Source organism: Leifsonia shinshuensis (genome assembly GCF_031456835.1).
Lineage (GTDB): Bacteria > Actinomycetota > Actinomycetes > Actinomycetales > Microbacteriaceae > Leifsonia > Leifsonia shinshuensis_C.
The window spans coordinates 2,569,705-2,591,983 of record NZ_JAVDVK010000001.1; the positions used below are offsets into that span (position 1 = coordinate 2,569,705).

Consider the following 22,279-nt stretch of genomic DNA (forward strand, 5'->3'; position numbering starts at 1 on the left):
AGAGAAGGAAGAAGGAATCGTGTTCAGACCCTCACGTCTGCGCCGCTCCCCCGTCGCCCTCGCGGGCGTCGCTCTCGCCGGCGCAGCCGCCCTCGCGGGCGCGGGCATCCTCGCGGGCGCTCCGGCATCCGCCAACCCCGGTGGCCAGCACGGCGACCACTCCGACCAGACCATCACCCCGATCAAGCACCTCGTCGTCATCTTCGACGAGAACATCTCGTTCGACCACTACTTCGGCACCTACCCGAACGCGGCGAACACCGACGGCACCCCCTTCCAGGCGGCCGCGAACACCCCGAAGGCGAACACGCTCACGACCTCGGGCACCCTGACGAACAACCCCAACCTCTACGCACCGAAGCGGCTCACCCCCGCCCAGGCGGTGACCTGCGACCAGAACCACAGCTACGCGGCGGAGCAGGCAGCGGTCGACGGCGGAAAGATGGACCAGTTCGTCCAGAAGACCGAGTCCGACACCTGCACCGGCGCCTACGGTGCACCGGGCCTCGTCATGGACTACTACGACGGCAACACCGTCACCGGCCTGTGGAACTACGCCCAGAACTACGCGATGAGCGACAACTACTGGGACACCGTCTTCGGACCGTCCACCCCGGGAGCCCTCAACCTGATCTCGGGTCAGACCCACGGCGGAACCGCCTACGACCCGAAGACCGGAGCGGTGCTCACCACCTCCACGGCCGTCCAGTCGGCGAACGCCCAGGGCGTCGGCACCGTGATCGGCGACCCCGACCCGGCCTACGACGACTGCTCCGACAACGACCACACCGCGTCGTCCGCCGTCGTCGGCATGTCCGGCCGCAACATCGGCGACCTGCTCAACCAGCGCGGCGTCACGTGGGGCTGGTTCCAGGGCGGCTTCACCCCGACCACCGCGTGGAACGGCCAGGCCGGCTCGTACGCCAAGTGCGACGCCACCACTGCGAACATCGCGGGGGCGACGCCGAAGGACTACTCGCCGCACCACTCCCCGTTCCAGTACTACAAGTCGACGTCGAACCCGCACCACCTGGCCCCCACCTCGGTGAAGGCGATCGGCCACACGGACCAGGCCAACCACCAGTACGACCTGACCTCGTTCGACGCGGCCCTCAAGGCGGACAACCTGCCCGCCGTCTCCTTCCTGAAGGCCCCGGAGGCGCAGGACGGCCACGCCGGCTACTCCGACCCGATCGACGAGCAGAAGTTCCTCGTCAACGAGATCAACGCCCTGCAGAAGTCGGACAGCTGGTCGAGCACCGCGGTCGTCGTGACCTACGACGACTCGGACGGCTGGTACGACCACGTCGCGCCGAAGATCGCCAACGGCTCCAACGACCCGGCGGTCGACTCGGCGGTGTGCACGACCGTGAAGAAGCCGGCGGCCGGCGGCTACGCCGATCGCTGCGGCCCCAGCCAGCGCCTGCCGCTGCTGGTGATCTCGCCCTGGGCCGCGCAGAACCGCGTCGACCACACCCCGACGGAGCAGACCAGCGTGCTCCGCTTCATCGAGAGCAACTGGCTGACCGGACGGATCGGCGACGCGTCGTTCGACACCCGCGCCGGCTCGCTCGGCGGCCTGTTCGACTGGGGTCACCCGCAGCAGCGGGAGGTGCTGCTCGACCCCTCGACCGGAGCGGTCAGCTCGATCGTGCCGACCCGCCCGCACTGGCCGGCCCCGCCTCGCGGCGGCTGGACTGCGCAGCCGTAACGGCTGACGCATGAGGGAGGGGCGGTCCGCGATGCGGGCCGCCCCTTTCGGCGGCGTCCGGCTCAGCGCAGCGTGCGGAGACTCGACCGAGTGGACTCAGCTGGCGAGCTTGTGCTGCTCGAGCAGCAGGTGCACCGCCTCGCGCACGAGCTCGCTCTCCTTCTTCCCGGTCTGCTTGATCAACTGATCGAACGCAGCGCGATCCGCCTCCGCGATCCGCCCGCGGACGGTCGGCGACGCCCCCCTGGGCTTTGCGCCCAGGCGAGGCCGACCAGCGGAACGCAGCTCGGCATCCAGTGCCTCCTGCGACCCGTATTCGCGCAGCATGAAGTCCCGGCCCGCGGCCGCGGCAGCATCACCCGTGAGAACGTTCTCCGGCTTCGGTAGTTCTGAGTCAGGGTGGGTCAGCCGGGCGGCCAGCGCCTCGTAGTCCGCGTCAGTCATCTCAGCCATTCGAATTCTCCTCCCGGTAACGCCGGAACTTCGGGCCCAACTCCATCGCATGGAATACGCGCGCCTCGCGCCCATCGTCATAGACGTTGACGAGCACCTCGATCTCGCGATCAGTCTGCGCATGTGGATGACCGATGATCAACCTCACAGTGCCATCGTCCAATGATTCCCCTGGGAGCTCCGCCTGGTAGATGGGGTGCAGCATCGCCCACATCTGGTCAGCCCGAGAGACGCCGTGCTTGAAAGCCGAGTCGATCCATCGCGGTGCCATCATCCTAGCTTATGACGGCTACAGATTTCTAGCCACGCATTTAGTTCCTATGACGGCATTACTTGGAACCGGCGTCCGGCTCAGCGCAGCGTGTCGCGGAGCAGCTCGTCGAGCGACAGGGGCCGGCGGCCCGTGACCCGCTCGACGTGGTCGGTCACGCCCGCGAGCTCGCCGGCCGCGATCGCCGTGTAGGTCGAGACCCAGGCGTCGGTCTGCCAGTCCGGTGCGCCCCACTTGGCGCGCGACTCGTACGCCTCCGGGATCGTCTCGTCGTGGAAGGAGATGACGCGGCCGGTGTGCGCCGACAGCTTGTCGGCGACCTCGGCGAGAGTCAGCTCCTCGGGGCCGGTCAGGTCGTAGGTCACGTCGGCGTGGGCATCGGGGTCGAGCAGCACCGCCGCCGCGACGCGGGCCACGTCGGCGCGCGCGACCATCGCGGCGCGGCCGTCTCCGGCCGGGCCGCGGATGACCCCGTCGTCGCCGACGAGCTCCTGCGCGAAGTCGAGGTACAGGTTGTCGCGCAGGAACGTGTGCCGCATCCCGGAGCCCAGGATGCGCTGCTCGGTGGCGTAGTGGTCCCGCGCCAGCGTGAAGGTCGCGTCCGGGGCCGCCCCGAAGAAGGACGTGTACACGATGTGCCGCACTCCGGCATCCTGTGCAGCATCGAGGAAGGCGAGATGCTCCGCGAGGCGCTCGGCGTTCTCGGCCGCGGAGACCATGAACAGCGTCTCGACCCCGTCGAGGGCGGACCTCGCGGCGTCACTGTCGCCGTACGAGGCGGCGACCACGGCGCTGCCCGGGTAACGCGGCGCCCGCTCCGGCGTGCGCGCGAGCATCCGGAAGGGCACCCCGGCGTCGGCCAGGGCATCGGCGGTCATCCGCCCGATGGCGCCGGTGACGCCTGTGACGGCGATGGCGGGAAGGGAATCGCTCATGGCAGCATCCAACCCTCCACCGCTGACGCCCGGCAAGGCCGGTCAGCGCCCGAGACGCTCGTCGAGCCAGTCGAACATGCGCTGCTCGGTGAGGGCGCGGGCCAGCGGCTGCACATGGAAGTCGGCGCCCTCGGCCGCGGTGAAGCTGACGAGCATGGACACCCCCGGCGCCAGTGCGGCCAGCCGCTCGGACTGGCCGGGCCAGAACTGCTCGTGCTCCGGGTCCGTGATCAGGAGCGGAGTGGTGATGCGGGATGCGACGTCCTCGACCGTGTACTGCAGCACCGCGCGCATCGTCTCCGCGTAGCCGGTGGTGCCGTAGGGCCGGGCGCGGAACCGCCAGGTGTGCGCGAGGTCGGGCGAGAACTTCATCCCCAGCTCCATGTCGCGGTCGAACTTGGCGTCCTCGCCGTCCTTCAGGAGCGCGCGCATGTTCGCCGGCAGGTGCTCCGTCCACGAGGTCGAGACGTCGACGACTCCGGGGTCGGCGACGGCGGCCGCGAAGCGGTGCTCGAACGCGAGAGCGCGCGGCACCCAGTTGCCGCCCTGGCTGATGCCGTAGAGGGCGACGCGCTCCGCATCCACTCCCTCCCGGGCGAGCACGAACTCCAGGACCGGCGTCAGGACCGCCTCCCAGTACGGACGGAACGGGATCCCGTGCTCGAACAGCAGCGACTGCTGGCCCGGGCCGTCGAAGACGAGGGCGTCGTAACCTCGGCGAAGAGCGCCCGACACCGCGGAGGACCACAGCCCCGTGAGCGCGCCGTCGCTGCCGTTCACGACCACGAGCACGGGACGCGGGCCGCCGCCTGCGAGCCCAGACCGGAACCAGTAACCGGGCATCGTGGTTTCGTCGTACGGGATGTCGACGCGGTCGATGTCGAGGTCGACGAGGTCGACCCAGCGGTCCCACGCCGCCCGGTGCGAGCGGAACGTCGGCAGCAGGTCCTCGTCGGAGGGGAGCGAGGCGACGGCGTTGACGGCGGTGGCGTAGTACGAAGCCGCCCGCAGGTACGCGCTCGCGGCGCTGACCGTGTGCCCTGCGGCTGCAGCGGCGTCCGCCTCCGCGGCGATGCGGTCACCGAGCCCGCGCCAGGCGGCGAACCACCCCTCGTGATCCTTGGCGCGGATGCCCTGCACCGCCGCGAGCACCTCGCCGATGTCCGCCGCACCGCTGAAGGCCTGCCCGATCGTGGTGCGGATCTCGAAATCGAAGTCGGGGTCGCCGGAGAACGTGAACTCGTGGGTGCGCGCCATGACGACAGCCTGCCGCCCCGTCGGGCCCAGCGCCATCCCTCGAGCGGGTGGCCCAGCGGACGCGTCAGTCGATCAGATCGAGGGCGACCAGCCGGCGCAGAACCTCCACACCGGCCGGCGGGCAGCGGTCGGCGTCCGCGCTGGTCGTCCAGTGCACCGCGCCGACCTCGCCGGACGGGACCGGCTCCTGATCGGTGGATGCGCGGAACACGCGCATGTGCACCTGGCGTCCCTCCGGCTCGCCGTGCGCCTGCGTGCGCACCTCGAAGAGCTCGGCGAGCGCTGCCGGGTCCAGCTGGAGCGCGACCTCCTCGAGCGCCTCGCGCGCCGCGGCCTCTGCGGCCGACTCGCCCGCATCCACCTTGCCGCCCGGCATGTAGTAGACGTCGCGGCCTCGCGCCGTCACCATGAGCACCTTCCGGTCGCGCACGACGGCGACGGCGGAGACGATGAGGGGTGCGGCGGAGGTCACCCGACCACGCTACGGGATGCGGCCGCTACGGCGTCTCGGCGACCTGCTTCAGCTTGCGCAGGCCCTTCTCGAAGTCCCCACCGACCAGCTTGTCGAGGTCGACGAAGCGCGTGTACAGCTTGCGCGGGGTCTCCATACGCCAGATCACGCGCGTGGCATCGCCCTCCGGCTGAAGGACGAAGCGCAGCTCGTTCGACGACTTGAACGGCCGGGTGAAGTCGAGGTGGATGCCGACGCCGTCCGGATCCACCGCGGTGATCCGCATGCTGCCCGAGCCGGCCTTGCGGTTGCCCGACCATTCGTACGACGAACCGACAGCCCCCGGCTCGCCCGAGTACTGGCGCTTCAGGTCGGGGTCGAGGTCCTCCCAGGGCGACCACTGCGTCCACTCGGGCAGGCGGGAGATGTGCGGGAGCAGCTGCTCCGGGGTGGCGGCGATGCGCTCCATCCGCTCCACGACGACGTTCTCGGTCATGCGCTGAGACTAGCGGCCTGTCCCTCCCAGGGCCACGGCGCATTCCCGCGAAGGGGCGCGCGTGGCAGGATCGGGGGCGTGACCGGCCGAACGATGCTGCTCGACAGCGCCTCCCTCTACTTCCGCGCGTTCTACGGCGTGCCCGACACGGTGAAGGCCCCGGACGGCTCCCCGGTGAACGCGGTGCGGGGCTTCCTCGACATCATCGCGAAGCTCGTCACCGACTACGGGCCGGAGTCGCTCGTCGCCTGCTGGGACGACGACTGGCGCCCGCGCTGGCGGGTCGACCTCATCCCGAGCTACAAAGCGCACCGCGTCGCCCGGCTCGTGCCCGGAGGCGTCGATGTGGAGGAGACACCCGAAGCGCTCGTGGGGCAGGTGCCGATCATCCGCCAGGTGCTCGACGCGCTGGGGATCGTGATCGTGGGTGCCGCCGAGCACGAGGCCGACGACGTCATCGGCACGCTCGCGACGCGCGCGTCCGGACCGGTGGATGTCGTCACCGGCGACCGAGACCTGTTCCAGCTGGTGGACGACGAGCGCGACGTGCGGATCATCTATACCGCTCGCGGCATGAGCAACCTGGAGCTCGTCACCGGCGAGGTCGTGGAGCGGAGGTACGGCGTGCGCGGCGACCAGTACGCCGACTTCGCGGCGATGCGCGGCGACACCTCCGACGGTCTGCCCGGCGTGGCCGGGATCGGCGAGAAGACCGCCGCGGCGCTTCTCGCTGACTACGGCGACCTGGCCGGGATCGTCGCCGCGGCGGAGGATTCCTCCAGCGGCATGAAACCGGCAGCTCGCGCACGGTTCGCCGCGGCACGCGACTACCTCGCCGTGGCACCGCGGGTCGTCGAGGTCGTACGGGACCTCCCGCTCCCCGAGGTGGATGCGCGCCTCGCGCCGCCGAGCGCCGAGCAGCGTGCGGCGCTGACGGCCCTGTCGGAGAAGTGGGGTCTGGGCGGGTCGCTGGACCGCCTCCTCACCGCGCTGGAGCGCTGACCGGGCCTCGCGCCGCAGCGCTCAGGAGTCCGGCGACCACCGCCACAGCTCGCGCTGCGCCAGCAGTGCCAGCTCGCGCAGCACGTCCAAGTCCGCCTCGCCCTCCTCGCGTTCGCGCGGGCTGCGGCCGAACACGCACAGCGCCCCGATGCGGGTGCCGTCCGGCGCCTCCACCGGGTAGCCCGCGTAGTAGCGCAGCCCGGCGGGGCCGGTGACGAGGCTGCTGCCGGCGAAGCGGCCGTCCTCGACCGCGTTCGGCACGACCATCCCGTCGGCGGTCTGGATGGTGTGGATGCACGCCGACTGCTCGATCGGGATCGACTGGAGCACCGAGCCGGTCGAGGCGAGGGGCCACTCCTTCTGATCGTCGAGCACGGTGAACATGGCGATGTCGGTGCCGAGCGTCCGTTTCGCCGTGCCCACGATCTCGTCCAGGCGGGCGTCGCCGCGGCGCCCGCTCAGCTTCAGCCGTTCGATGGCACCCACACGATCGGATGCGTCCACGGCCGGGTCCGCGCGTCGGACGGCGTGCTCCTGCAGTGCCGGCGCGAGCACGTCCGCGATCTGCCGGGCCCAGAACAGGTAGTCCGCCGGTGTGCGATGCCGGCCCGAGTCGCCGCGCGGCGGGGCGCCGAGCGGCACGAAGTGGGTGCCCGTCTCGCGGCACACCCGGCGGGCGATCGCGTTGAGCCGTTCGGCGTGCTCCTGCGCGATGGCGCCGGCGGCCGAGTCGTACGAGCGGATGGAGCGGATCGGCTGGGCGCCGAGCCAGATCACCGTGCGCTCGGCGGTGTGTGCTCGTGTGAGCAGTGAACGCAGGTGCGTCTCCCAGCGCGCCGGCTCGGCCATGCGGATGGCATCGGGGATGGTGGCGCTCAGCACGACGGCGTCGTACCGCTCCGGCCCGGCCGCGTCGAGCAGCCGCCCGAGACGGCGCACGCCGGCCGACGGGTGAGGCACGACGTCCACGACGGCTCCGCGATCGGTGGCCGCCGCGAGCGCGCGGGCCAGACCACCCGGCAGCGCCAGGTCGTGGCTGCCGACGCCCCAGCCGACGACCGGCCCGGAACCGACGAGGAGCACCCGCAACGCGCGGCGCCCGGCCGCGAACGCCTGCCGCTCGCCGACCGGCCGGACGAGCCGGTTGCGGACGGCAGCCACGCGGGCGCGCCAGGCGAGCATCCTCGCCCGCCGAGGGAGCGACACCCTGTCGTCGTCCACCCTCCGACCGTAGCCCGGCGCCGGCGGCCGCCCAAACCGGCCCGCCGGGCCACGTTCGCTGATGGACGCCCCTCCGTTACGGCAGGATGTGCCCGGCCGTCGTGAAGAGCCGGTACCACTCCTGGCGGGTGAGCGGGATCTCCGACCCGGCCGCCGAGTCGCGCACGCGCTGCTCATTGGTCGTGCCGAGCACGACCTGCATGCCCGCCGGGTGCCGCGTGATCCACGCGACCGCGATCGCCGTGGGCGTCACGTCGTACTTCTCGGCCAGCTCGTCGATCGCGTCGTTGAGTTCCGCGTAGTTCTCCCGGTCGCCGAGGAAGACGCCGTCGAAGAACCCCTTCTGGAACGGCGACCACGCCTGCAGCACGATGTCGTGCAGCCGGGCGTAGTCCAGGATGCCGTTGTCGCGGTCGATCGACTGGTCCAGGGCGGCCATGTTGGCCGCGACGCCCTGCGCGATCAGCGGGGAGTGCGTGATGCTCAGCTGCACCTGGTTGGCGATCAGCGGCTGCGACAGGGAGCGCTGCAGCAGCTCGATCTGCCCGGGCGTCTGGTTGGAGACGCCGAACGCGCGCACCTTGCCCGCGCTCTGCAACTCGTCGAAGGCGAGGGCGACCTCGTCGGGCTCGACCAGGGTGTCCGGGCGGTGGAGCAGCAGGATGTCGAGGTAGTCGGTCCTCAGAGCCTCGAGCGACTCATCCACCGAGCGCAGGATGTGCTCGCGCGAGAAGTCGAAGAAGCCGTCGCGGATACCCACCTTGGACTGGATGACCACCTGGTCGCGCTCCGCGGCAGGGATCGCGCCGGCCTCGCCGAAGCGCCGCTCGCATCCGTGACGTTCGCCGCCGTAGATGTCCGCATGGTCGAACATCGTGATCCCGGAGTCGCGGGCAGTCCGCACCAGGGTACGGATCTGCTCGTCGTCGAGGTCGGAGATGCGCATGAGGCCGAGGACGATGTTGGACGCGGTGATGTCGGTCCGGGGGAAGGTGAAGGTCTTCATGCCTTCCATCTAACCCCTCGTCAACCCCCTGGCGGCGCGGAATTCCGCGCCTACTGTCGGTGAGGCTAGAGAAGGAGCACTCCGATGACCATGACGCCCGACTTCCGTGTCGCTGTTGACGATTTCGCGCAGGAGACGGGCCTCCGCCGTCGGCCCCCGGCGATCTCGGGGTACATCGTGCATGCGCTGGGCCGCGACTTCCGGGTGACCGACGAGATGGCGCGCATCTTCCTCAACCAGGTGGAGCGTGTCGCGGCGACGGATTCGTCCGCCCTCGTCGTCCTGCGCCACGAGAAGGGCGTGGAGCTCCTCCTCGTCACCGACGACAACTCGTTCTCCATCCGCACGGCCTCGTAGGCTCGTCCCGTGGAGGACGGGACCGACGGACGCACCACGGATGACCCTGTCGTCGCAGCCATCCGCGCCGTGCTGCGCGATGCCGTGAGCACCCTGCTCGCCTCCGATGCCCGGCGGGAAGCCCTCGCGGAGTACGTGCCGGCGCGGAACGCGCTGTTCATCCGTCGGGAGCCGGTGCTGCGCCGCATCGGAAGCGTCTGGCGACTGGGCGTGTTCCTGGTCGACGCCGAGGGCGTCCTGCGGGCCACCGGGCTGCTCGTGCGGGCGACGCCGCCGGGGCGGCCGCAGTACCAGTCGCAGTCCGCCGAGGAACGGCGGGCGCTGCGGGCGGCCGCGCAGCGCGGGCGGTTCCGCAACGGCGAGACCGTCAACTTCGGGGCGCCGGTGATCGATCTCGACCCGGAGGCTCTCGCGGCGAGCGACGGGCCGCTGTTCGTCCGGGACGGACGCGCGCTCGTGCGCTGGAGCCCTGCAGCCGGTGACACCGGGGCTCGGGCCTTCGCGGACTATGTAGGCGAGCGGGTGGACCTGCTGGCCCACCCGCCCGAGGGTGCGTGACCCGGCCGGCGAGTCAGACGGCGGGCGACGGCGACGCCGGGCCCGAGCCCGAGTCGGAGGCGGAGCCGTTGCTGGACCCGTTCTTGCCGGTGACCTGGTCGATCTTGCTCGACGCCTTGTCGGTCACCTTGCTGACGGTCTCGCTGACCTTCTCCCCGACGTCGGATGCGGCACGACCGGCGAAGTCCTTCACATCGCCTTTCACGTGCTGCACGGTGTCGGACTCCGCGAACCCGCGCCACTTGCGGCGAATGTCCTCGTACGCACCGCGCCCGGCGCGCGACCCGATGACGAACCCGACGGCGACTCCTGCGGCAAAGATGATGATCTTCATGGCGTGCACCGTACGCGCCGGGCGCGGACCGCGACAGGGGCTGGCGGAGACGCGCATCCCGGGCGAGGGGATACTGTGCGCATGAACTCGGGTGCGGTTCCAGGCGGCGCGGCGATCCTCGTGGAAGGCGCGAGCGACCGGGCTGCCGTCGCGGCCGCGGCGCGCGTGCTCGGCGTCGAGCTGGAGGCTGTCGGCGTCTCCGTCGTGCCGATGGGCGGCGCCATGTCGGTCCGCCGCTTCGTCGCCGAGCTCGGGCCGGGTGGCGCCGGGATGCGCCTGCGCGGTCTGTGCGACGCGGGCGAGGTGCGCTTCTTCGAACGTGCCGGGCTCCCCGCCGAGGCGGTGTTCGTCTGCCGCCCGGACCTGGAGGGCGAACTGCTCGGCGCCCTCGGTCACGCCCGGACGGAGGAGGCACTCCATGAGCAGGGCGATCTCGGCCTGTTCCGGACATTCCAGCAGCAGCCTGCGCAGCGCACCCGGACGGTGGACCAGCAGCTGCACCGGTTCCTCGGCACGACCTCCGGACGCAAGGAGCAGTACGGGGCGGCGCTCACCACGGCGCTCGCGCCTGCGGAGCTGCCCGCGCCCCTGCGCAATGTCGTGCGGGCCGCCGTCGCGGACGCCGCCCTAGGCTGAGGGGATGCCGCAGACCGACCCCGCCCTGCTCCAACGCCTCGCTGAGCTGTTCGCCGCGCGCGACCGCGACGACATGGCCCCGACGGTTCAGGCCCTCCTCGCGGTGCTCGCCGAGCATCCCGACGACCCGCACGTGCTCTACGAGGTCGGCGGCGCCTACGACACGTCGGGCGAGGAGCAGACGGCGGCCGGATACTACGAGCGCGCCCTCCACGCGGGCCTCGACGGCGACACGCTGCGCCGCTGCCTGCTGCAGTACGGCAGCACGCTGCGCAACCTCGAACGCTTCGACGAGTCACTCGCCGCCCTCGACCGCGCCGTCGAGCTGTTCCCCGACTCCGAGTCGGTCCGCGTCTGGCACGCCCTCTCACTCCACGCCGCCGGCCGGAGCGACGCCGCCGTCGCGGAGCTGATGGAAGTCGCCGCCGACCGCATCCGCACCCCCGACCTTCTGCGCTACGAGGCCGCCATCCGCGGCAACGCCGAGTACCTGCGGTCCCTGGACCGCGCCTGACGGCGGCGCTAAAGAGGGCTTTCAGTCCTTGTCGCGCCCGAGGTTCGCCATTGCTCGCCTGTAGGCGTCCAGGTCGGCACGGCGGCCGACAGCGACGGCCTCGATCGCGACGGCCGTGATCCTGTTGGGTGAGTAGCGGTAGACCAGTCGATAGCGAGGCTTTCCAACACCTTCTGGATCGAAATAGAGCTTGTAGCAATCGCTCAGATCGCCGGTGGCCACACGAGCATCGAGCCGCACGCCGCTCACTTCGCCGTCCCGGACGAGCACGAGCATGTTCAGCGCCATCTTCTTCGTGGCGAGGTCCGGTAACGCATCGACATCCTCTTGGAAGCCGGGCAGGGCTTTCAGTTGCAGGGTGCGCTGCACTAGCGGTAGTCGTCCGGATCGAGTCCGACCGCGGCCGCAACCTCAGACAGCGCAATGGATTCTCCGGCGGCTGCCCTCGCGCGAGCGAGGTGAGCGATCTCGAGGTCTTCGATGACGGGGAGAAGCTCCTCGTAGAGCGCGAACGGGATCATCACGCCTTCGGGACGGCGTTGTGCACCGAACACGACCGGCTCGGCGAGGGCCCCCTGCTCCCGGAAGCGCGCCAGCGCCTTCGTCAGCGCGACGCGAGCCTCGTTCGTCGGAAGCACCGGCGGGATGTGCGAGAGGACCATTGTCATAGATTACCGCCTTTCAGTACATAAACGTGTACATGTTTCAAACCAGCTTCGCGAGCGGATAACACTCACCGGGTATGACGCGCCTGACCCGGTTTCGTGACGAGAACGGCGCATCCCTTACGGGGCCAGCAGCGCCGCGATGACCAGCAGCGACGGGACGGCGAAGATCGTGGTCAGCAGCACGACGTCGCGGGCGACCGCCATGCCGCGCTCGTAGCGGGCGGCGAAGTTGTAGACGTTCTGCGCGGTCGGCAGGGCGGCGAGGGCGACCGCCGCGAAGAGCGACTGGCCCGACAGTCCGAAGCCGAAGCGCGCGACGGCGAAGGCCACGAGCGGCATCGCCGCCGACTTGAGCACGACGGCCGTGACGATGGATGCGCGACCCGCCCCGGCCTGGAGGGGCCGGGCTCCCACCAGCGACATCCCGAACGCCAGGAGGACGAGGGGCACCGCGGCGCCGCCCAGCAGCTCGAACGGCTTGAGCACCGCATCCGGCAGCTTCAGACCGCTGACGTCGACGAGGATGCCGAGCAGCGAGGCGATGATCATCGGGTTGCGCACGGGCTGCGTCAGGATGGACCGCACCGAGACCGCTCCGCGGCTGGTCGTGTCGAGGATGGTCAGGGCGATCGGGGCGAACACGATCAACTGCAGCAGGAGGACCGGCGCGACGAACGAGGCGCTGCCGAGGACGTAGACCGCGACCGGCAGGCCGATGTTGTTCGCGTTGACGTAGCCCGCGCCCAGCGCGCCGATCGTCGTCTCCGGCGCGGGGGCCTGGAAGAAGGCGCGCGACAGGGCGACGAACAGTCCGGCCGACACGACCGCCGCGACGGCCGCCACGAGCAGCTGGGCCGAGAACACGACGTGCAGGTCGGCGCGGGCCAGCGTCACGAAGAGCAGGGCCGGGTTCGTCACGAAGAACGCGATCCGGTTGAGCACGAACGGGGCGGTCGGGCCGCCGATCCGCAACCGTCCGGCGACATATCCGACCAGGATCACGAACGCGATGATCCCGAACCCGGTCAGCACGCCGCCCATCGGACCAGCGTACGGGACGGGAGGGTGCGGCTAGCGGCGGCGCGGTTCCGGCCGGGCCACGCGCACGGCGAGCGCGACCAGGAGCAGGAGGGCGGCCGCCGCGAAGGCCGTGATGGCGACCGGGGCGGAGACCAGGGTGCCGGTGAGACGCGAGACGCCGATCCAGGCGAGGCCCCAGGCGGAGGCGATCGCGGGGGCGAAGCGTCCGCGGTCCCAGACGGCGAGGGCGCAACCGATGACCGCGAACAGGGCCAGCATCGCGATGGCCCACCCGTGCGGGTTGCCGCCGAACCCGTCGAAGCCGGCCTGCTGCAGCCACGAGGCGATGTTCGCCACGGTCGCGATCATCACCCAGCCCAGGTACAGGCCGACGACGCCGTCGAAGAGCACCGCGTCGGCCGTCGACTCGGCGGGGTGGCGGCGCAGGATGACGAACGCGACGATGAGGACGACCAGCAGCGCGACGATGGCCACCACCGACAGGGCGAGCTGCCCGGCCTGCACCGAGAGGATCCACGCGGCGTTGAGGAGCAGCGAGCCGAGCACCCAGAACCCGGCGCGGCGCTGGCGGTCGCGGGCGGCCTGCGACGGCAGCGCCTGCCAGATCGCGTAGGCGACCAGGCCCGCGTAGATCACCGACCAGATCGCGAAGGCCGGCCCGGCCGGGGCGAGGAACGTGGCGTCCGCGCTGAGGGCTCCGCCGGCCACCTCGGGGATGGGCGTCCCGCCCGCGAACCCGGATCCGACGACGGCCCCGATCAGCGCGATCACGGCGCCGGCGATGACGAGGGACTGGCGGACGCGGTCGACCGGCATGGGCCGCGCGGCGGCGAGCGTGCTCATGCCCCGCACGGTAGACCTATCGCACGGCCGTCGCCAGCACCACCGTCGCCCCCACCTCGTCGTCCGTCTCGACGCTGGTCCGCAGCCCAGAGGCCGCGAAGAGGGCCGCGGACGCCTCCGCCTGCTCCTCACCCGCCTCGATCAGCAGGGTTCCTCCTGGAGCGAGCCAGGACGACGCCTCCGCGGCGATCCGGCGGTGCAGGTCGAGGCCGTCCGGTCCACCGTCCAGCGCGACGCCCGGCTCGTAGTCGCGCGCCTCCGGCGGCATCAGCGGGATCGCGGCGGTCGGCACGTAGGGTGCGTTCACGGCCAGCACGTCCACGCGGCCACGGAGGGCGGCCGGGAGGGCGTCGAACAGGTCCCCCCCGAAGACGCGGTCCGCCGGGAGGTTCTGCCGGGCACACTCCACGGCGGCCGGGTCCACGTCCGACGCGAACACCTCCGCATCGGGGACAGAGGACGCGACGACGGCGCCGATCGCGCCCGCTCCGCAGCACAGGTCGACGACGATGGCACGGCCCGACCGCCCCATCGCGTCCCGCGCCAGCCCGGCGGCCCTCCGCGCCAGCAGTTCGGTACGGCGGCGGGGAACGAACACCCCCGGACCGATGCGCAGCCGCAGGCCGCCGAACTCGACCCAGCCGAGCAGCGGTTCGAGCGGCTCGCCGGCGACCCGGCGGGACACGAGGCGCTCCAGCTCGGCGGACGAACGAGCAGCTTCGGTGAGCAGCCGCGCCTCGTCCTCCGCGAAGACGCAGCCAGCCGCCCTCAGGCGCGCGACGATTCCAGCATCCGGTTCGGGCACGCCGTCATGCTAGCGGCGCGGAAGCCCGGGGCGCGGTCGCCCGGGGATCAGTACGGCTGCGCCGCCAGCAGCCGGGCCAGGTGCGCCGCGTTGTTCGCGACCGTCGCGTTCGTGCCCGCGACCGACTCCGGCGTCTCGTCCAGGTCCTTGTAGTCGACCGAGCCCATCGCCTCGCCGTTCCAATACGTGGCGCCCTGCGAGGGGATGCTGAAGCCGACGTCGTTGAGCCCCTGGAACAGGTCGGCGATGATCGCATGCGCACCGTCCTCGTTGCCGACGACGCCCACGATGGCGACCTTGCCCTCCACCAGCGGACGACCGTCCTCGTCGGTCTCGGACAGCTCAGCATCCAGCCGCTCCAGCGCCCGCTGCGCGACCGACGAGAGGTGCCCCATCCACGTCGGCGTGACGATCAGCAGGATGTCCGAGGCGATCACCTGCTCGCGGATCTTCGGCCACTCGTCACCCTCGCCCTCGTCCAGTTCGACGCCGGGCTTGATGTCGTAGTCGACGAGCCGCACGGCCGTGCCCGTCACGTCGTGGGTGGCCAGCTCGTCCAGCAACTGCCGGGCGAGGAGCTGGCTGCTGGACTCGTTCGGCGACGGCTTCAGCGTGCAGACGAGGGCGAGTGCGGTCAGGGGACGGTTCTCATCGGTCATGCCGCGGAGTGAACGCGCCCCCGGCGAAAACCGCAACCGGTTCCGCCGCGACCTTGACCTTATGCCCAGGTGACCGTATGGATGGGTGATGAAGCGCATCTACTATGCAAGCGGTTCGCTCCTGACGGGAGACGACATCGCCGACGTCCTGGTGCGCTTCGCTGCCGCACTGGCCCACAAGAACGACGCCGCGGAGGTTCGCGCTCCGGTGGTCATCGAGGGCGGTGGGACGGGCGAGGCGCTCATGCTGCTCGGGCCCGCGTCACAGATCCTCGCCGAAGACGAGCCGTACTCCGGTCCCGAACTGCTCGACGAGCCGTTCGTCGCCGAGTTCGAGGACAAGATCGCCGCCCTGGGACCGCAGAAGGCCACCTACGTCGAGCACGGGACCGACGACATACCCGACCTCGACTACGACCTCCTCTGACCGCCGCGCGAGGCGGCGCGTTTCGCGAATACGCGAGTGCACCTGGCGCAACCCGATTCGCCGCGTACTATCGGGCGAGTAACCGACGACCGGGAGAGGGTAATGCAGGTGTTCCACGTCTACATCGACGACCTGAGGTTCACCTTCGTCGACCGCGCGCCGGTCGAGGAGCTGAAGAGCAGGGTCGTCGAAGCGAGCAGGAACGACGGCGACTTCGTCTCCATCACGCAGTCCAGTCGTCCGCCGAGCGAGATCTTCGTCACCAGCCAGACGAAGGTGCGCATCGAGACCGCGACCATCCCGCGCGACCCCGTCTCCACCGGCTCGGCCGCCGGCGAGGACGACGACGACGCGTTCTGGTTCGACTTCGACTCCCTGGCCTGAGGCCGCGCTGAGGCCGGCCAGGCCTTCGGCAGCGTAAGTCAACCGCTTCCGCCCACCACGACGGAGGGGGATGCTCGTCTCATGCCGACCTCCCTCTGGCTCGAGACCTCCCCGTCCATCCCCACCGACTCGTTCGAGTGGGACGGGCACTACGACACGATCATCGTCGGCGCCGGCCTGACCGGCCTCGCCACGGCGCTGATGCTCTCTCGCTCCGGGATGCGGGTGCTCGTCCTGGAGGCGCGCACGGTCGGCGCGGTCACCACCGGCAACACGACCGGCAAGGTGAGCCTGCTGCAGGGCACGACGCTCTCCTCCATCCGCCGCCATTCCTCCGACGCGGTGCTCTGCGCCTACGTCGACGGGAACACGGCCGGCCAGGGCTGGCTGCTCGACTTCCTCGAGGAGCAGCGGGTGCCGTTCGAGATGCGCGACGCCGTCACGTACGCGACGACGCTGGACGGACTGGACAAGCTGGATGCGGAGCTCGCCGCAGCGCGCGTGGCCGGCCTGGACGCGGTCGAGGAGCGGAGCACGGAGCTGCCGTTCCCGGTCGAGGGGGTGCTCAAGCTGGGCGGTCAGGCACAGGTGCATCCGCTCCGGGTGCTGGCCGCACTGGCCGCCGAGTTCCGCCGCCTGGGCGGGCGGATCGTCGAGGGCGAGCGCGTCACCGATGTGTCGGCGTCGAAGCCCGCGGTCGTCACGAGCACGTCGGGCACGTCGCGCGCGGACCAGGTGATCCTCGCGACGGGGACGCCCATCCTGGACCGCGGCCTGTACTTCGCGAAGGTCGAGCCGACGCGGTCGTACGTCACCGCCTACCGCGTGCCGGGCGACATCCCGCAGGGGATGTACCTCTCGGCCGACGCGCCGACGCGCTCGCTCCGCACGGCCGCGGCCGCGGACGGCTCGGAACTGCTCCTCGTCGGCGGCAACGGCCATCCCGCCGGGCGCGCCGACTCTCCGGCGGAGAAGCTCGCCGATCTGTCCGCGTGGGCGGAGCGCACGTTCCCGGGCGCCGAAAGGACGCACTGGTGGGCGGCGCAGGACTACCGGTCCGCCAACCGCGTGCCGTTCGTCGGCTGGCTCCCCCGCGGCCGCGGCCGCGTCTACCTCGCGACCGGGTACGACAAGTGGGGCATGACGAATGCGATCGCCTCGGCGCTCAGCCTCACCGCCGACCTGACCGGCGAGACGCTCGAATGGGCGCGGGTGATGCACCACCGGGTGACCCGGCCCGTCGACATCGCCTCGGGCGTCGCGATGAACGCGGGCGTCGGCAAGGCGGCCGTGACGGAATGGGCGGCCGCGCAGACCGCACCGGAGGTCGGCGACGAGCCGGTCGCCGAGGGCACGGGCGTGGTCGGCCGCCGGGGCCGCACGCCGGTCGCCGTCTCCACGGTCGAGGGGACCACCTGCGCCCTGACGGCCGTGTGCACGCACCTCGGCGGCGTGGTGCGCTGGAACGACGCGGAACTCTCGTGGGACTGCCCGCTCCACGGCTCGCGCTTCGCGCCGGACGGAACGGTGCTCGAGGGTCCGGCGACGCAGCCGCTGGGGACGGCCCCGGCCGCGCCGGCGGACGCCACGGCGGGCGACGGCGCCCCCGGTGGGGCGGCTCGTCAGGCCTAGTCAGCCTGCGCGGGCCGGGAGTAGGGTCGCGGCATGACGATCCCTGACGACGAGAGCACGCCGCGCCCCGCCGGATCCACCGGGCCCGGCGAGCCGACGACCCCGCCGCCCGCACCCGACGCTGCGCCGGCCGCGCCCGCCGCGACGCCCGCTGAGCCGGTCGAGCCGCCCGCGCCGGCCGGCCAGGGCTTCCCTGCCGCGCCCCCGCCGCCTCCCGCGTACCCGGGGGCAGCCGCGTCCGGCTACCCGGCCGGCGCTCCGCTCGCGGACCCGACCGCGCCGCCGCGCAACGTCAACATCGCCTTCTGGCTCTTCGTCGCCGGCGCCGTGCTCAGCGTCATCAGCGGGATCATCACGATCGTGGCGATCGGCTCGCAGCGCGCCGACTTCCTGGAGGCCGTGCGCCAATCCAACCGGAACGGCTCCGCCAACCCCGAGAGCGTCGCCGACGCCGTCATCGCCGGGGCCACCACCTGGGCGATCATCACCCTGATCTTCTGGGCCGTGGCGCTCGTCCTGTTCGCGTTCTTCATGCGCCGCGGCGCGAACTGGGCTCGGATCGTGCTGACCGTCCTCACCGTGCTGTCGCTGCTGAACATCATCAACGGCTACGGCGCCGGGTTCCTCCAGTTCGCGCTCGCCGTCGTCGGCGTCATTCTCATCTGGCTGCGCCCGTCGAACGAGTGGTTCGCGGCGGTCAAGGCGGCGAAGGCACCCCGCGCCTGACCCGTCGCCGCGCGCGTACACTCGCGGCATGGACGTTCGGGAGGTCGCCGGCGAGCTGTACGCCGCTGCCCCCGGCGACTTCATCGCGCGTCGCAACGCGGCCGCGGCGCAGGCCGACCGCCCCACCGCCAAGGAGATCAAGGCGCTGCGCAAGCCGTCGGCCTCGGCCGCGGCGGTGAACGCGCTGATGCGCGAGCATCCCGACCTGGTCGGCGACGTGCTCGACATCGGAGCACGGATGCGCGACGCCTTCGCCGCGCGCGACCGTGCCGAGATCCGCTCGCTCACCCAGGAGCGTCAGCGGATGCTGCAGCGCGCCACCGAGGGGCTGGGTCTCAGCCCGGCCGTCCAGCGCGAGGTGGAGGAGACCCTGCAGGCCGCGGTCATCGATCCCGCGGCCGCAGCGGCGGTGCGCAGCGGGATGCTCGTCCGCGCCCTCGAGTCGACCGGGCTGGAGCAGGTCGACGTGTCGGATGCGGTGGCCCTCCCCATCGAGATCGAGGACTTCCCGACGCCGTCACCGCGGTCGAAGCGGTCCGGTTCCGGACGGTCTGCGGCAGCGGGCGACGATCGGCAGGACGACGAAACGCCTGCCGAGCCGGAGGAGTCGGCCAGCGAGCGCCGCGAGCGGCAGCGCCGCGTCCGCGCCGCCGAGAAGGCGGTCGAGCGCGCCCGGGCGGACGCCGACGCGATCGACGACGAGCTCGACGAGACGGTGGACCGCCGGGGCGACCTCGAAGGGGAACGCGAGCGGCTCCAGCGACGCCTGCAGCGCATCCTGGACGACCTCAACGAGGTGCGCGCGGCCGAGCGCGAGCTGCGCGGCCGACTCTCGGAGGCGCAGCACGCGGTCCGGGATGCCGAGAAGGCGCTGCGAGACGCGCGCGACGACTGAACGCCGGTCACCGGTTCGCGCAGGTCAGCCGACCCAGCGCGCGAGCAGCTCGTCCCAGTCGGCCTGGTAGCGGCCGAGCCCGAAGCGCTCGAGCGCCCACTCCCGCGCCCGCTCCCCCGTCTCCGCGCCGCGACCGGGGTCGTCGACGAACGCCCGCACCGCGGCGTGCAGCTCGGCCGGGTCGGTGGAGACGACGCCCACCCCCGGGACGACCGCGCGCCGCGCATCCGTCGCATCCAGCGCGACCACCGGTACGCCGGCCGTCATCGACTCCAGGAGGGACAGCCCGAGGGAGGTCCACCGGTTGGGGTGCACGTAGACGCGCCGGCGGCCCACCTCGGCGAACAGGCGCGGTGCCTCGATGTCGCCCGCCGCGACCATCCTGTCGGCCCCGACGCCCAGCGCCTGGGCGAGCCCGTCGACCTGCATCCCGAACACGTCGACGGGGGCGACCGCTGCGAACCCGCCGAGCAGGTCCGACCCGGTCACCCGCCACCGTCGCACCGGTTCGTTGATGACCGCCGCCGCCCGCGGGAGCTCGCCCGTGAAGAAGTTGCCGTAATCCACGACACCGTGCTCGATGACGGTCGTCCGGGTCGATCCCGTGTCCCAGAAGAGCGCGTTGAAGTGCGTGACGTGCGCGATCATCACGTCGTCGCGGTCGGCGAGCGGATGCCGCGAGTTCGGGACGCTGTCCTGCGGTGTGTTGTGCTCGACGAAGACCACCGGCACGTCGACGCCGGGTCTGCGGCCGGTGAGTCGCTCCACCAGGTCGAACTCCTCCAGCCGCTGCAGGATCACCACGTCGAACGGGGTCGACGCGAGCTCCGCCTCGGGGACGTCGACCACGTTGGCCGGCCAGTCGCGGGCGCCGACACCACCGCCGCCCTCCGCATCCAGCGGCAGCAGGTACGTGTGCCGGCCGCGGACGAAGGCGTCCATCCACCCGCCGTGGACCTGCCAGACCAGCAGCCGCAACGCGCGGCTCACAGCTGCGACCCGGGGCCGGGGTGGCCCCGGACCTCGAGCGGGCCGGTCTCCGGAGCGGGGCCGTCCTGGTCCTGGCCCGCCGGAACGCCGGCGTGGGTGTGCCCGGCGACCCCGTGCGCGGCGGTGTGGGGCTCCTTCTGCGCGCACAGCTTGCCGCAGTACGAGCAGATGTAGCCGTCACCGAGCCGCGCCTCGCCGTCCAGGCGGTACTCGAGCACCTCGTCGCCACCGATCAGGACGAACTCGACGAAGGCCGGTCGCTCCAGCGACGGGATGGGCACCTGCATCCGCGCGAACGGCCGCCGTTCGTCGTCCAGCGGCACCCACAGCTTGTCCGGCTCCGGTCCGAAGATCGAGCCGGCTTTGTCCACCCGCGCAGGCTGGTGGTCGTCGCGGACGTGGAGGATGTGGCCCGCGCGGATCATGTCGCGGGGCAGGGCCTGATACGACTCCGGGATGCCGTAGGCGATGGTCCCGCGCCGCAGCCGGGCGAAACCCTCCTCGGTGTCGTCGCCCATCACGATGAACGGGGGCGCCTCCGGCCGCCGCAGCACGATGGCCGTCCCGCCCGACGGGCTGTCGGAGATCAGCTGCAGCACGGCGCTAGCGGCGACGGTCGTCTCGGTTCCGGGCTCCACGTCGACCGCCTCAGGCATGCGCCACCGAGACGAGCTCCGCCTCCCGGCGCCCGAGCTCGGCGTCGAAGCGGGCGCCCCAGACCCGGTCCGCCTGCTCGATGAGGCACTCGGCCAGCCGGCCGACGACCTCGACATCGGCGATCAGGGCCTCGCCGTCCGGGCCGCGCCCGGCCACGGTGCCGCGCAGCAGCCAGGCGAAGCGGTCGGGCCGGGAGCCGTCCTGCGGTGCGTGACGCGGGGCCGGCAGACGGCTGATCTGGCGGGCGATCCACTCCACGCGCGGCAGCGTCCACCAGGGCTCGGCGTCGAGCGGATGCGCGCTGAGGCCGGGCAGCGGCAGGCCGCTCTCGGCATCCACCGACCCGTCCTCCAGGTCTGCGGCGTACCCGGCGGAGTAGCGGACGTACAGCCCCGGCGTCTCGGCGAGCAGCCGCTCGACCTCAGAGAGCTGATACAGCACGGGAACCTCCAACGGGGATGGCGTCATTCGTGTCGGCGACGCGGTAACGGCACTCCATCCGGGTGCGCGAGACCAGTTCGTAGTCGTGCCACGACGGTCGATCGAGCGACGGGATGGGGATCCTGACATGAGCGGGCGCCTCGCCGTCCGCGTCCAGGGGGACGAAGACGATGACGTCCGTCGCCCCGAACACCGAGGCGGAGCAGGCGAAGCGCGCGGGGGCGTGGCTGTCGGAGGTGACCACCACCGCGGGGTCGGACTCCGCCGGGTACTCGTCGCGCGGCTGCTCCCGGTACGGCTCGCTGAGCCCGTGGACGCCCGTCCCTCGCCGCATACGGACGAAGAGGTCGCGTCCGCCGAACACGTCCAACCGGAGGGAGGAGGGGACCGGCCCCTCCGCCAGAACGGCGACGGGAGTCCGGGCTCGGCGCGGCAGCATCATCAGCACCGCACTCGCCGTCATATCGCCCATGCAAGCAAAGCTAAGGCGGACCCTCCGGAAAAGCAGGGGATTGACGAAGCGCTCGAACCGTGCCCCCCATTCAGGGCATGTGGTGGGCGATCTCGTCCTCGGCCATGATGACCATCCCGCCGGTGCGCTGCGACGTGTGCATCAGCGCTTCGAGCCACTGGGGGTTGATCGCCGGGGGACGGCTGCCGCTGAACTGGAACGCCAGCGGGACCTCGCGGCTGATCCAGAGCGAGACGCGCCCGGAGCCCTGCTCGACCGGCACATCCCAGTTCAGCAGGAAGCTCTCGTGACGCCGGAGCTTCGCGACGATCGCGAGCTTGACGTGGCTGAGTACGCGGTCATCGAGGTCGTACTCCTGTCCGGCGCCGTAGACGAGTTTTCCCATAACCTCATAGTGCCTTAAGGCGGCACCGAAATCCTTTCGTGTCAGGGGGATT

General features: G+C 71.5%; 31 protein-coding genes. 11 read left to right on the forward strand and 20 right to left on the reverse strand.

Going from position 1 to position 22,279, the window contains the following annotated elements; genetic code table 11:
- Nucleotides 1–19: 19 nt before the first annotated feature.
- Entirely contained in the window at nucleotides 20–1,711 is a 1,692-nt protein-coding gene (locus J2W45_RS12440; RefSeq protein ID WP_310132313.1) for a phospholipase C, read from the forward strand.
- Nucleotides 1,712–1,807: 96 nt separating this feature from the next.
- Here J2W45_RS12440 and J2W45_RS12445 read toward each other — a convergent pair whose 3' ends face one another.
- From J2W45_RS12445 to J2W45_RS12470, 6 genes are all read right to left on the reverse strand, one after another.
- Nucleotides 1,808–2,155 carry a hypothetical protein gene (locus tag J2W45_RS12445; RefSeq protein WP_310132315.1) on the reverse strand — a complete coding sequence of 116 codons (348 nt, stop codon included), beginning with the start codon at nucleotides 2,153–2,155 and terminating at the stop codon, nucleotides 1,808–1,810.
- 1 nt (nucleotide 2,156) lies between these two features.
- Complete coding sequence (locus tag J2W45_RS12450) at nucleotides 2,157–2,312, reverse strand: hypothetical protein (protein WP_310132316.1); 156 nt, start codon at nucleotides 2,310–2,312, stop codon at nucleotides 2,157–2,159.
- Between the two features lie 203 nt (nucleotides 2,313–2,515).
- On the reverse strand, nucleotides 2,516–3,370 hold the full coding sequence (locus J2W45_RS12455; RefSeq protein WP_310132317.1) for an SDR family oxidoreductase: 855 nt from the start codon (nucleotides 3,368–3,370) through the stop codon (nucleotides 2,516–2,518).
- A 42-nt stretch (nucleotides 3,371–3,412) separates the two neighbouring features.
- Complete coding sequence (locus J2W45_RS12460; RefSeq protein WP_310132318.1) at nucleotides 3,413–4,627, reverse strand: alpha/beta hydrolase family protein; 1,215 nt, start codon at nucleotides 4,625–4,627, stop codon at nucleotides 3,413–3,415.
- A 64-nt stretch (nucleotides 4,628–4,691) separates the two neighbouring features.
- Nucleotides 4,692–5,099 (reverse strand): NUDIX hydrolase, encoded by a 408-nt coding sequence (locus J2W45_RS12465; protein ID WP_310132320.1) that lies wholly within the window; start codon nucleotides 5,097–5,099, stop codon nucleotides 4,692–4,694.
- Nucleotides 5,100–5,124: 25 nt separating this feature from the next.
- A complete protein-coding gene (locus tag J2W45_RS12470; protein ID WP_310132322.1) occupies nucleotides 5,125–5,574 on the reverse strand; it encodes an SRPBCC family protein in 450 nt (149 codons plus the stop codon).
- A 93-nt stretch (nucleotides 5,575–5,667) separates the two neighbouring features.
- Between J2W45_RS12470 and J2W45_RS12475 the strand changes: the two genes are divergently transcribed.
- On the forward strand, nucleotides 5,668–6,576 hold the full coding sequence (locus tag J2W45_RS12475; RefSeq protein ID WP_310135018.1) for a 5'-3' exonuclease: 909 nt from the start codon (nucleotides 5,668–5,670) through the stop codon (nucleotides 6,574–6,576).
- Between the two features lie 21 nt (nucleotides 6,577–6,597).
- Here the strand turns inward: J2W45_RS12475 and J2W45_RS12480 are convergent, their stop codons facing one another.
- Together J2W45_RS12480 and J2W45_RS12485 are read right to left on the reverse strand one after the other, a co-directional pair.
- A complete protein-coding gene (locus J2W45_RS12480; protein WP_310132324.1) occupies nucleotides 6,598–7,797 on the reverse strand; it encodes a GAF domain-containing protein in 1,200 nt (399 codons plus the stop codon).
- A gap of 76 nt (nucleotides 7,798–7,873) precedes the next feature.
- Entirely contained in the window at nucleotides 7,874–8,803 is a 930-nt protein-coding gene (locus J2W45_RS12485) for an aldo/keto reductase (RefSeq protein ID WP_310132326.1), read from the reverse strand.
- An 84-nt stretch (nucleotides 8,804–8,887) separates the two neighbouring features.
- Here J2W45_RS12485 and J2W45_RS12490 point away from each other — a divergent pair, with 84 nt between their 5' ends.
- Both J2W45_RS12490 and J2W45_RS12495 read left to right on the forward strand, forming a co-directional pair.
- Nucleotides 8,888–9,160 (forward strand): TetR family transcriptional regulator, encoded by a 273-nt coding sequence (locus J2W45_RS12490; RefSeq protein ID WP_310132332.1) that lies wholly within the window; start codon nucleotides 8,888–8,890, stop codon nucleotides 9,158–9,160.
- 9 nt (nucleotides 9,161–9,169) lie between these two features.
- Nucleotides 9,170–9,718, forward strand: coding sequence for a hypothetical protein (locus tag J2W45_RS12495; protein ID WP_310132334.1), 549 nt, complete (start codon nucleotides 9,170–9,172; stop codon nucleotides 9,716–9,718).
- Nucleotides 9,719–9,731: 13 nt separating this feature from the next.
- Here the strand turns inward: J2W45_RS12495 and J2W45_RS12500 are convergent, their stop codons facing one another.
- The gene (locus J2W45_RS12500; protein ID WP_310132336.1) at nucleotides 9,732–10,052 is read right to left on the reverse strand and encodes a hypothetical protein; all 321 of its coding nucleotides are present in this window, start codon (nucleotides 10,050–10,052) and stop codon (nucleotides 9,732–9,734) included.
- An 81-nt stretch (nucleotides 10,053–10,133) separates the two neighbouring features.
- Here J2W45_RS12500 and J2W45_RS12505 point away from each other — a divergent pair, with 81 nt between their 5' ends.
- On the forward strand, nucleotides 10,134–10,688 hold the full coding sequence (locus J2W45_RS12505; protein ID WP_310132338.1) for a TOPRIM nucleotidyl transferase/hydrolase domain-containing protein: 555 nt from the start codon (nucleotides 10,134–10,136) through the stop codon (nucleotides 10,686–10,688).
- Between the two features lie 4 nt (nucleotides 10,689–10,692).
- A complete protein-coding gene (locus J2W45_RS12510) occupies nucleotides 10,693–11,202 on the forward strand; it encodes a tetratricopeptide repeat protein (protein WP_310132341.1) in 510 nt (169 codons plus the stop codon).
- Nucleotides 11,203–11,223: 21 nt separating this feature from the next.
- Here J2W45_RS12510 and J2W45_RS12515 read toward each other — a convergent pair whose 3' ends face one another.
- From J2W45_RS12515 to J2W45_RS12540, 6 genes are all read right to left on the reverse strand, one after another.
- Complete coding sequence (locus J2W45_RS12515) at nucleotides 11,224–11,571, reverse strand: hypothetical protein (protein WP_310132343.1); 348 nt, start codon at nucleotides 11,569–11,571, stop codon at nucleotides 11,224–11,226.
- Nucleotides 11,571–11,870: a hypothetical protein gene (locus J2W45_RS12520; RefSeq protein ID WP_310132345.1), complete on the reverse strand. Its 300-nt coding sequence runs from the start codon at nucleotides 11,868–11,870 to the stop codon at nucleotides 11,571–11,573. Before J2W45_RS12520 ends, J2W45_RS12515 begins: the two co-directional genes overlap by 1 nt.
- Nucleotides 11,871–11,987: 117 nt before the next feature.
- The gene (locus J2W45_RS12525; RefSeq protein ID WP_310132346.1) at nucleotides 11,988–12,911 is read right to left on the reverse strand and encodes an AEC family transporter; all 924 of its coding nucleotides are present in this window, start codon (nucleotides 12,909–12,911) and stop codon (nucleotides 11,988–11,990) included.
- A gap of 30 nt (nucleotides 12,912–12,941) precedes the next feature.
- Nucleotides 12,942–13,754 (reverse strand): TspO/MBR family protein, encoded by an 813-nt coding sequence (locus J2W45_RS12530; RefSeq protein ID WP_310132348.1) that lies wholly within the window; start codon nucleotides 13,752–13,754, stop codon nucleotides 12,942–12,944.
- Between the two features lie 16 nt (nucleotides 13,755–13,770).
- Entirely contained in the window at nucleotides 13,771–14,559 is a 789-nt protein-coding gene (locus J2W45_RS12535; RefSeq protein ID WP_310132350.1) for a putative protein N(5)-glutamine methyltransferase, read from the reverse strand.
- 47 nt (nucleotides 14,560–14,606) lie between these two features.
- A complete protein-coding gene (locus J2W45_RS12540) occupies nucleotides 14,607–15,218 on the reverse strand; it encodes a flavodoxin family protein (protein ID WP_310132351.1) in 612 nt (203 codons plus the stop codon).
- Nucleotides 15,219–15,306: 88 nt separating this feature from the next.
- Between J2W45_RS12540 and J2W45_RS12545 the strand changes: the two genes are divergently transcribed.
- The 5 genes from J2W45_RS12545 to J2W45_RS12565 all read left to right on the forward strand — a co-directional run bounded on the left by J2W45_RS12545 (nucleotide 15,307) and on the right by J2W45_RS12565 (nucleotide 19,282).
- Nucleotides 15,307–15,645: a hypothetical protein gene (locus J2W45_RS12545; protein WP_310132353.1), complete on the forward strand. Its 339-nt coding sequence runs from the start codon at nucleotides 15,307–15,309 to the stop codon at nucleotides 15,643–15,645.
- A 102-nt stretch (nucleotides 15,646–15,747) separates the two neighbouring features.
- Entirely contained in the window at nucleotides 15,748–16,029 is a 282-nt protein-coding gene (locus J2W45_RS12550) for a hypothetical protein (protein WP_310132356.1), read from the forward strand.
- An 81-nt stretch (nucleotides 16,030–16,110) separates the two neighbouring features.
- Complete coding sequence (locus tag J2W45_RS12555; protein ID WP_310132358.1) at nucleotides 16,111–17,661, forward strand: FAD-dependent oxidoreductase; 1,551 nt, start codon at nucleotides 16,111–16,113, stop codon at nucleotides 17,659–17,661.
- Between the two features lie 33 nt (nucleotides 17,662–17,694).
- Entirely contained in the window at nucleotides 17,695–18,387 is a 693-nt protein-coding gene (locus tag J2W45_RS12560) for a hypothetical protein (RefSeq protein ID WP_310132359.1), read from the forward strand.
- 28 nt (nucleotides 18,388–18,415) lie between these two features.
- On the forward strand, nucleotides 18,416–19,282 hold the full coding sequence (locus J2W45_RS12565) for a hypothetical protein (RefSeq protein ID WP_310132360.1): 867 nt from the start codon (nucleotides 18,416–18,418) through the stop codon (nucleotides 19,280–19,282).
- 24 nt (nucleotides 19,283–19,306) lie between these two features.
- Here the strand turns inward: J2W45_RS12565 and J2W45_RS12570 are convergent, their stop codons facing one another.
- From J2W45_RS12570 to J2W45_RS12590, 5 genes are all read right to left on the reverse strand, one after another.
- A complete protein-coding gene (locus J2W45_RS12570) occupies nucleotides 19,307–20,272 on the reverse strand; it encodes a glycosyltransferase (RefSeq protein ID WP_310132362.1) in 966 nt (321 codons plus the stop codon).
- On the reverse strand, nucleotides 20,269–20,928 hold the full coding sequence (locus J2W45_RS12575) for a hypothetical protein (RefSeq protein ID WP_310132363.1): 660 nt from the start codon (nucleotides 20,926–20,928) through the stop codon (nucleotides 20,269–20,271). Before J2W45_RS12575 ends, J2W45_RS12570 begins: the two co-directional genes overlap by 4 nt.
- Nucleotides 20,921–21,370 carry a DUF6098 family protein gene (locus tag J2W45_RS12580; RefSeq protein ID WP_310132365.1) on the reverse strand — a complete coding sequence of 150 codons (450 nt, stop codon included), beginning with the start codon at nucleotides 21,368–21,370 and terminating at the stop codon, nucleotides 20,921–20,923. The genes J2W45_RS12575 and J2W45_RS12580 overlap by 8 nt, the downstream gene beginning before the upstream one ends.
- Nucleotides 21,351–21,842, reverse strand: a complete 492-nt coding sequence (locus J2W45_RS12585) for a hypothetical protein (protein ID WP_310132366.1) — start codon at nucleotides 21,840–21,842, stop codon at nucleotides 21,351–21,353. Before J2W45_RS12585 ends, J2W45_RS12580 begins: the two co-directional genes overlap by 20 nt.
- Nucleotides 21,843–21,912: 70 nt before the next feature.
- Nucleotides 21,913–22,227: a DUF7882 family protein gene (locus tag J2W45_RS12590; RefSeq protein ID WP_310132367.1), complete on the reverse strand. Its 315-nt coding sequence runs from the start codon at nucleotides 22,225–22,227 to the stop codon at nucleotides 21,913–21,915.
- Between the last annotated feature and the right edge of the window lie 52 nt (nucleotides 22,228–22,279).

Bases quoted from the DNA above. Each gene is read 5' to 3' on its own strand.
- J2W45_RS12445 (WP_310132315.1), bottom strand. From the start codon at position 2,155: ATGACTGACGCGGACTACGAGGCGCTGGCCGCCCGGCTGACCCACCCT.
- J2W45_RS12455 (WP_310132317.1), bottom strand. From the start codon at position 3,370: ATGAGCGATTCCCTTCCCGCCATCGCCGTCACAGGCGTCACCGGCGCC.
- J2W45_RS12460 (WP_310132318.1), bottom strand. From the start codon at position 4,627: ATGGCGCGCACCCACGAGTTCACGTTCTCCGGCGACCCCGACTTCGAT.
- J2W45_RS12470 (WP_310132322.1), bottom strand. From the start codon at position 5,574: ATGACCGAGAACGTCGTCGTGGAGCGGATGGAGCGCATCGCCGCCACC.
- J2W45_RS12475 (WP_310135018.1), top strand. From the start codon at position 5,668: ATGCTGCTCGACAGCGCCTCCCTCTACTTCCGCGCGTTCTACGGCGTG.
- J2W45_RS12485 (WP_310132326.1), bottom strand. From the start codon at position 8,803: ATGAAGACCTTCACCTTCCCCCGGACCGACATCACCGCGTCCAACATC.
- J2W45_RS12490 (WP_310132332.1), top strand. From the start codon at position 8,888: ATGACCATGACGCCCGACTTCCGTGTCGCTGTTGACGATTTCGCGCAG.
- J2W45_RS12500 (WP_310132336.1), bottom strand. From the start codon at position 10,052: ATGAAGATCATCATCTTTGCCGCAGGAGTCGCCGTCGGGTTCGTCATC.
- J2W45_RS12505 (WP_310132338.1), top strand. From the start codon at position 10,134: ATGAACTCGGGTGCGGTTCCAGGCGGCGCGGCGATCCTCGTGGAAGGC.
- J2W45_RS12510 (WP_310132341.1), top strand. From the start codon at position 10,693: ATGCCGCAGACCGACCCCGCCCTGCTCCAACGCCTCGCTGAGCTGTTC.
- J2W45_RS12520 (WP_310132345.1), bottom strand. From the start codon at position 11,870: ATGACAATGGTCCTCTCGCACATCCCGCCGGTGCTTCCGACGAACGAG.
- J2W45_RS12525 (WP_310132346.1), bottom strand. From the start codon at position 12,911: ATGGGCGGCGTGCTGACCGGGTTCGGGATCATCGCGTTCGTGATCCTG.
- J2W45_RS12530 (WP_310132348.1), bottom strand. From the start codon at position 13,754: ATGAGCACGCTCGCCGCCGCGCGGCCCATGCCGGTCGACCGCGTCCGC.
- J2W45_RS12540 (WP_310132351.1), bottom strand. From the start codon at position 15,218: ATGACCGATGAGAACCGTCCCCTGACCGCACTCGCCCTCGTCTGCACG.
- J2W45_RS12545 (WP_310132353.1), top strand. From the start codon at position 15,307: ATGAAGCGCATCTACTATGCAAGCGGTTCGCTCCTGACGGGAGACGAC.
- J2W45_RS12550 (WP_310132356.1), top strand. From the start codon at position 15,748: ATGCAGGTGTTCCACGTCTACATCGACGACCTGAGGTTCACCTTCGTC.
- J2W45_RS12555 (WP_310132358.1), top strand. From the start codon at position 16,111: ATGCCGACCTCCCTCTGGCTCGAGACCTCCCCGTCCATCCCCACCGAC.
- J2W45_RS12560 (WP_310132359.1), top strand. From the start codon at position 17,695: ATGACGATCCCTGACGACGAGAGCACGCCGCGCCCCGCCGGATCCACC.
- J2W45_RS12565 (WP_310132360.1), top strand. From the start codon at position 18,416: ATGGACGTTCGGGAGGTCGCCGGCGAGCTGTACGCCGCTGCCCCCGGC.
- J2W45_RS12575 (WP_310132363.1), bottom strand. From the start codon at position 20,928: ATGCCTGAGGCGGTCGACGTGGAGCCCGGAACCGAGACGACCGTCGCC.
- J2W45_RS12585 (WP_310132366.1), bottom strand. From the start codon at position 21,842: ATGGGCGATATGACGGCGAGTGCGGTGCTGATGATGCTGCCGCGCCGA.
- J2W45_RS12590 (WP_310132367.1), bottom strand. From the start codon at position 22,227: ATGGGAAAACTCGTCTACGGCGCCGGACAGGAGTACGACCTCGATGAC.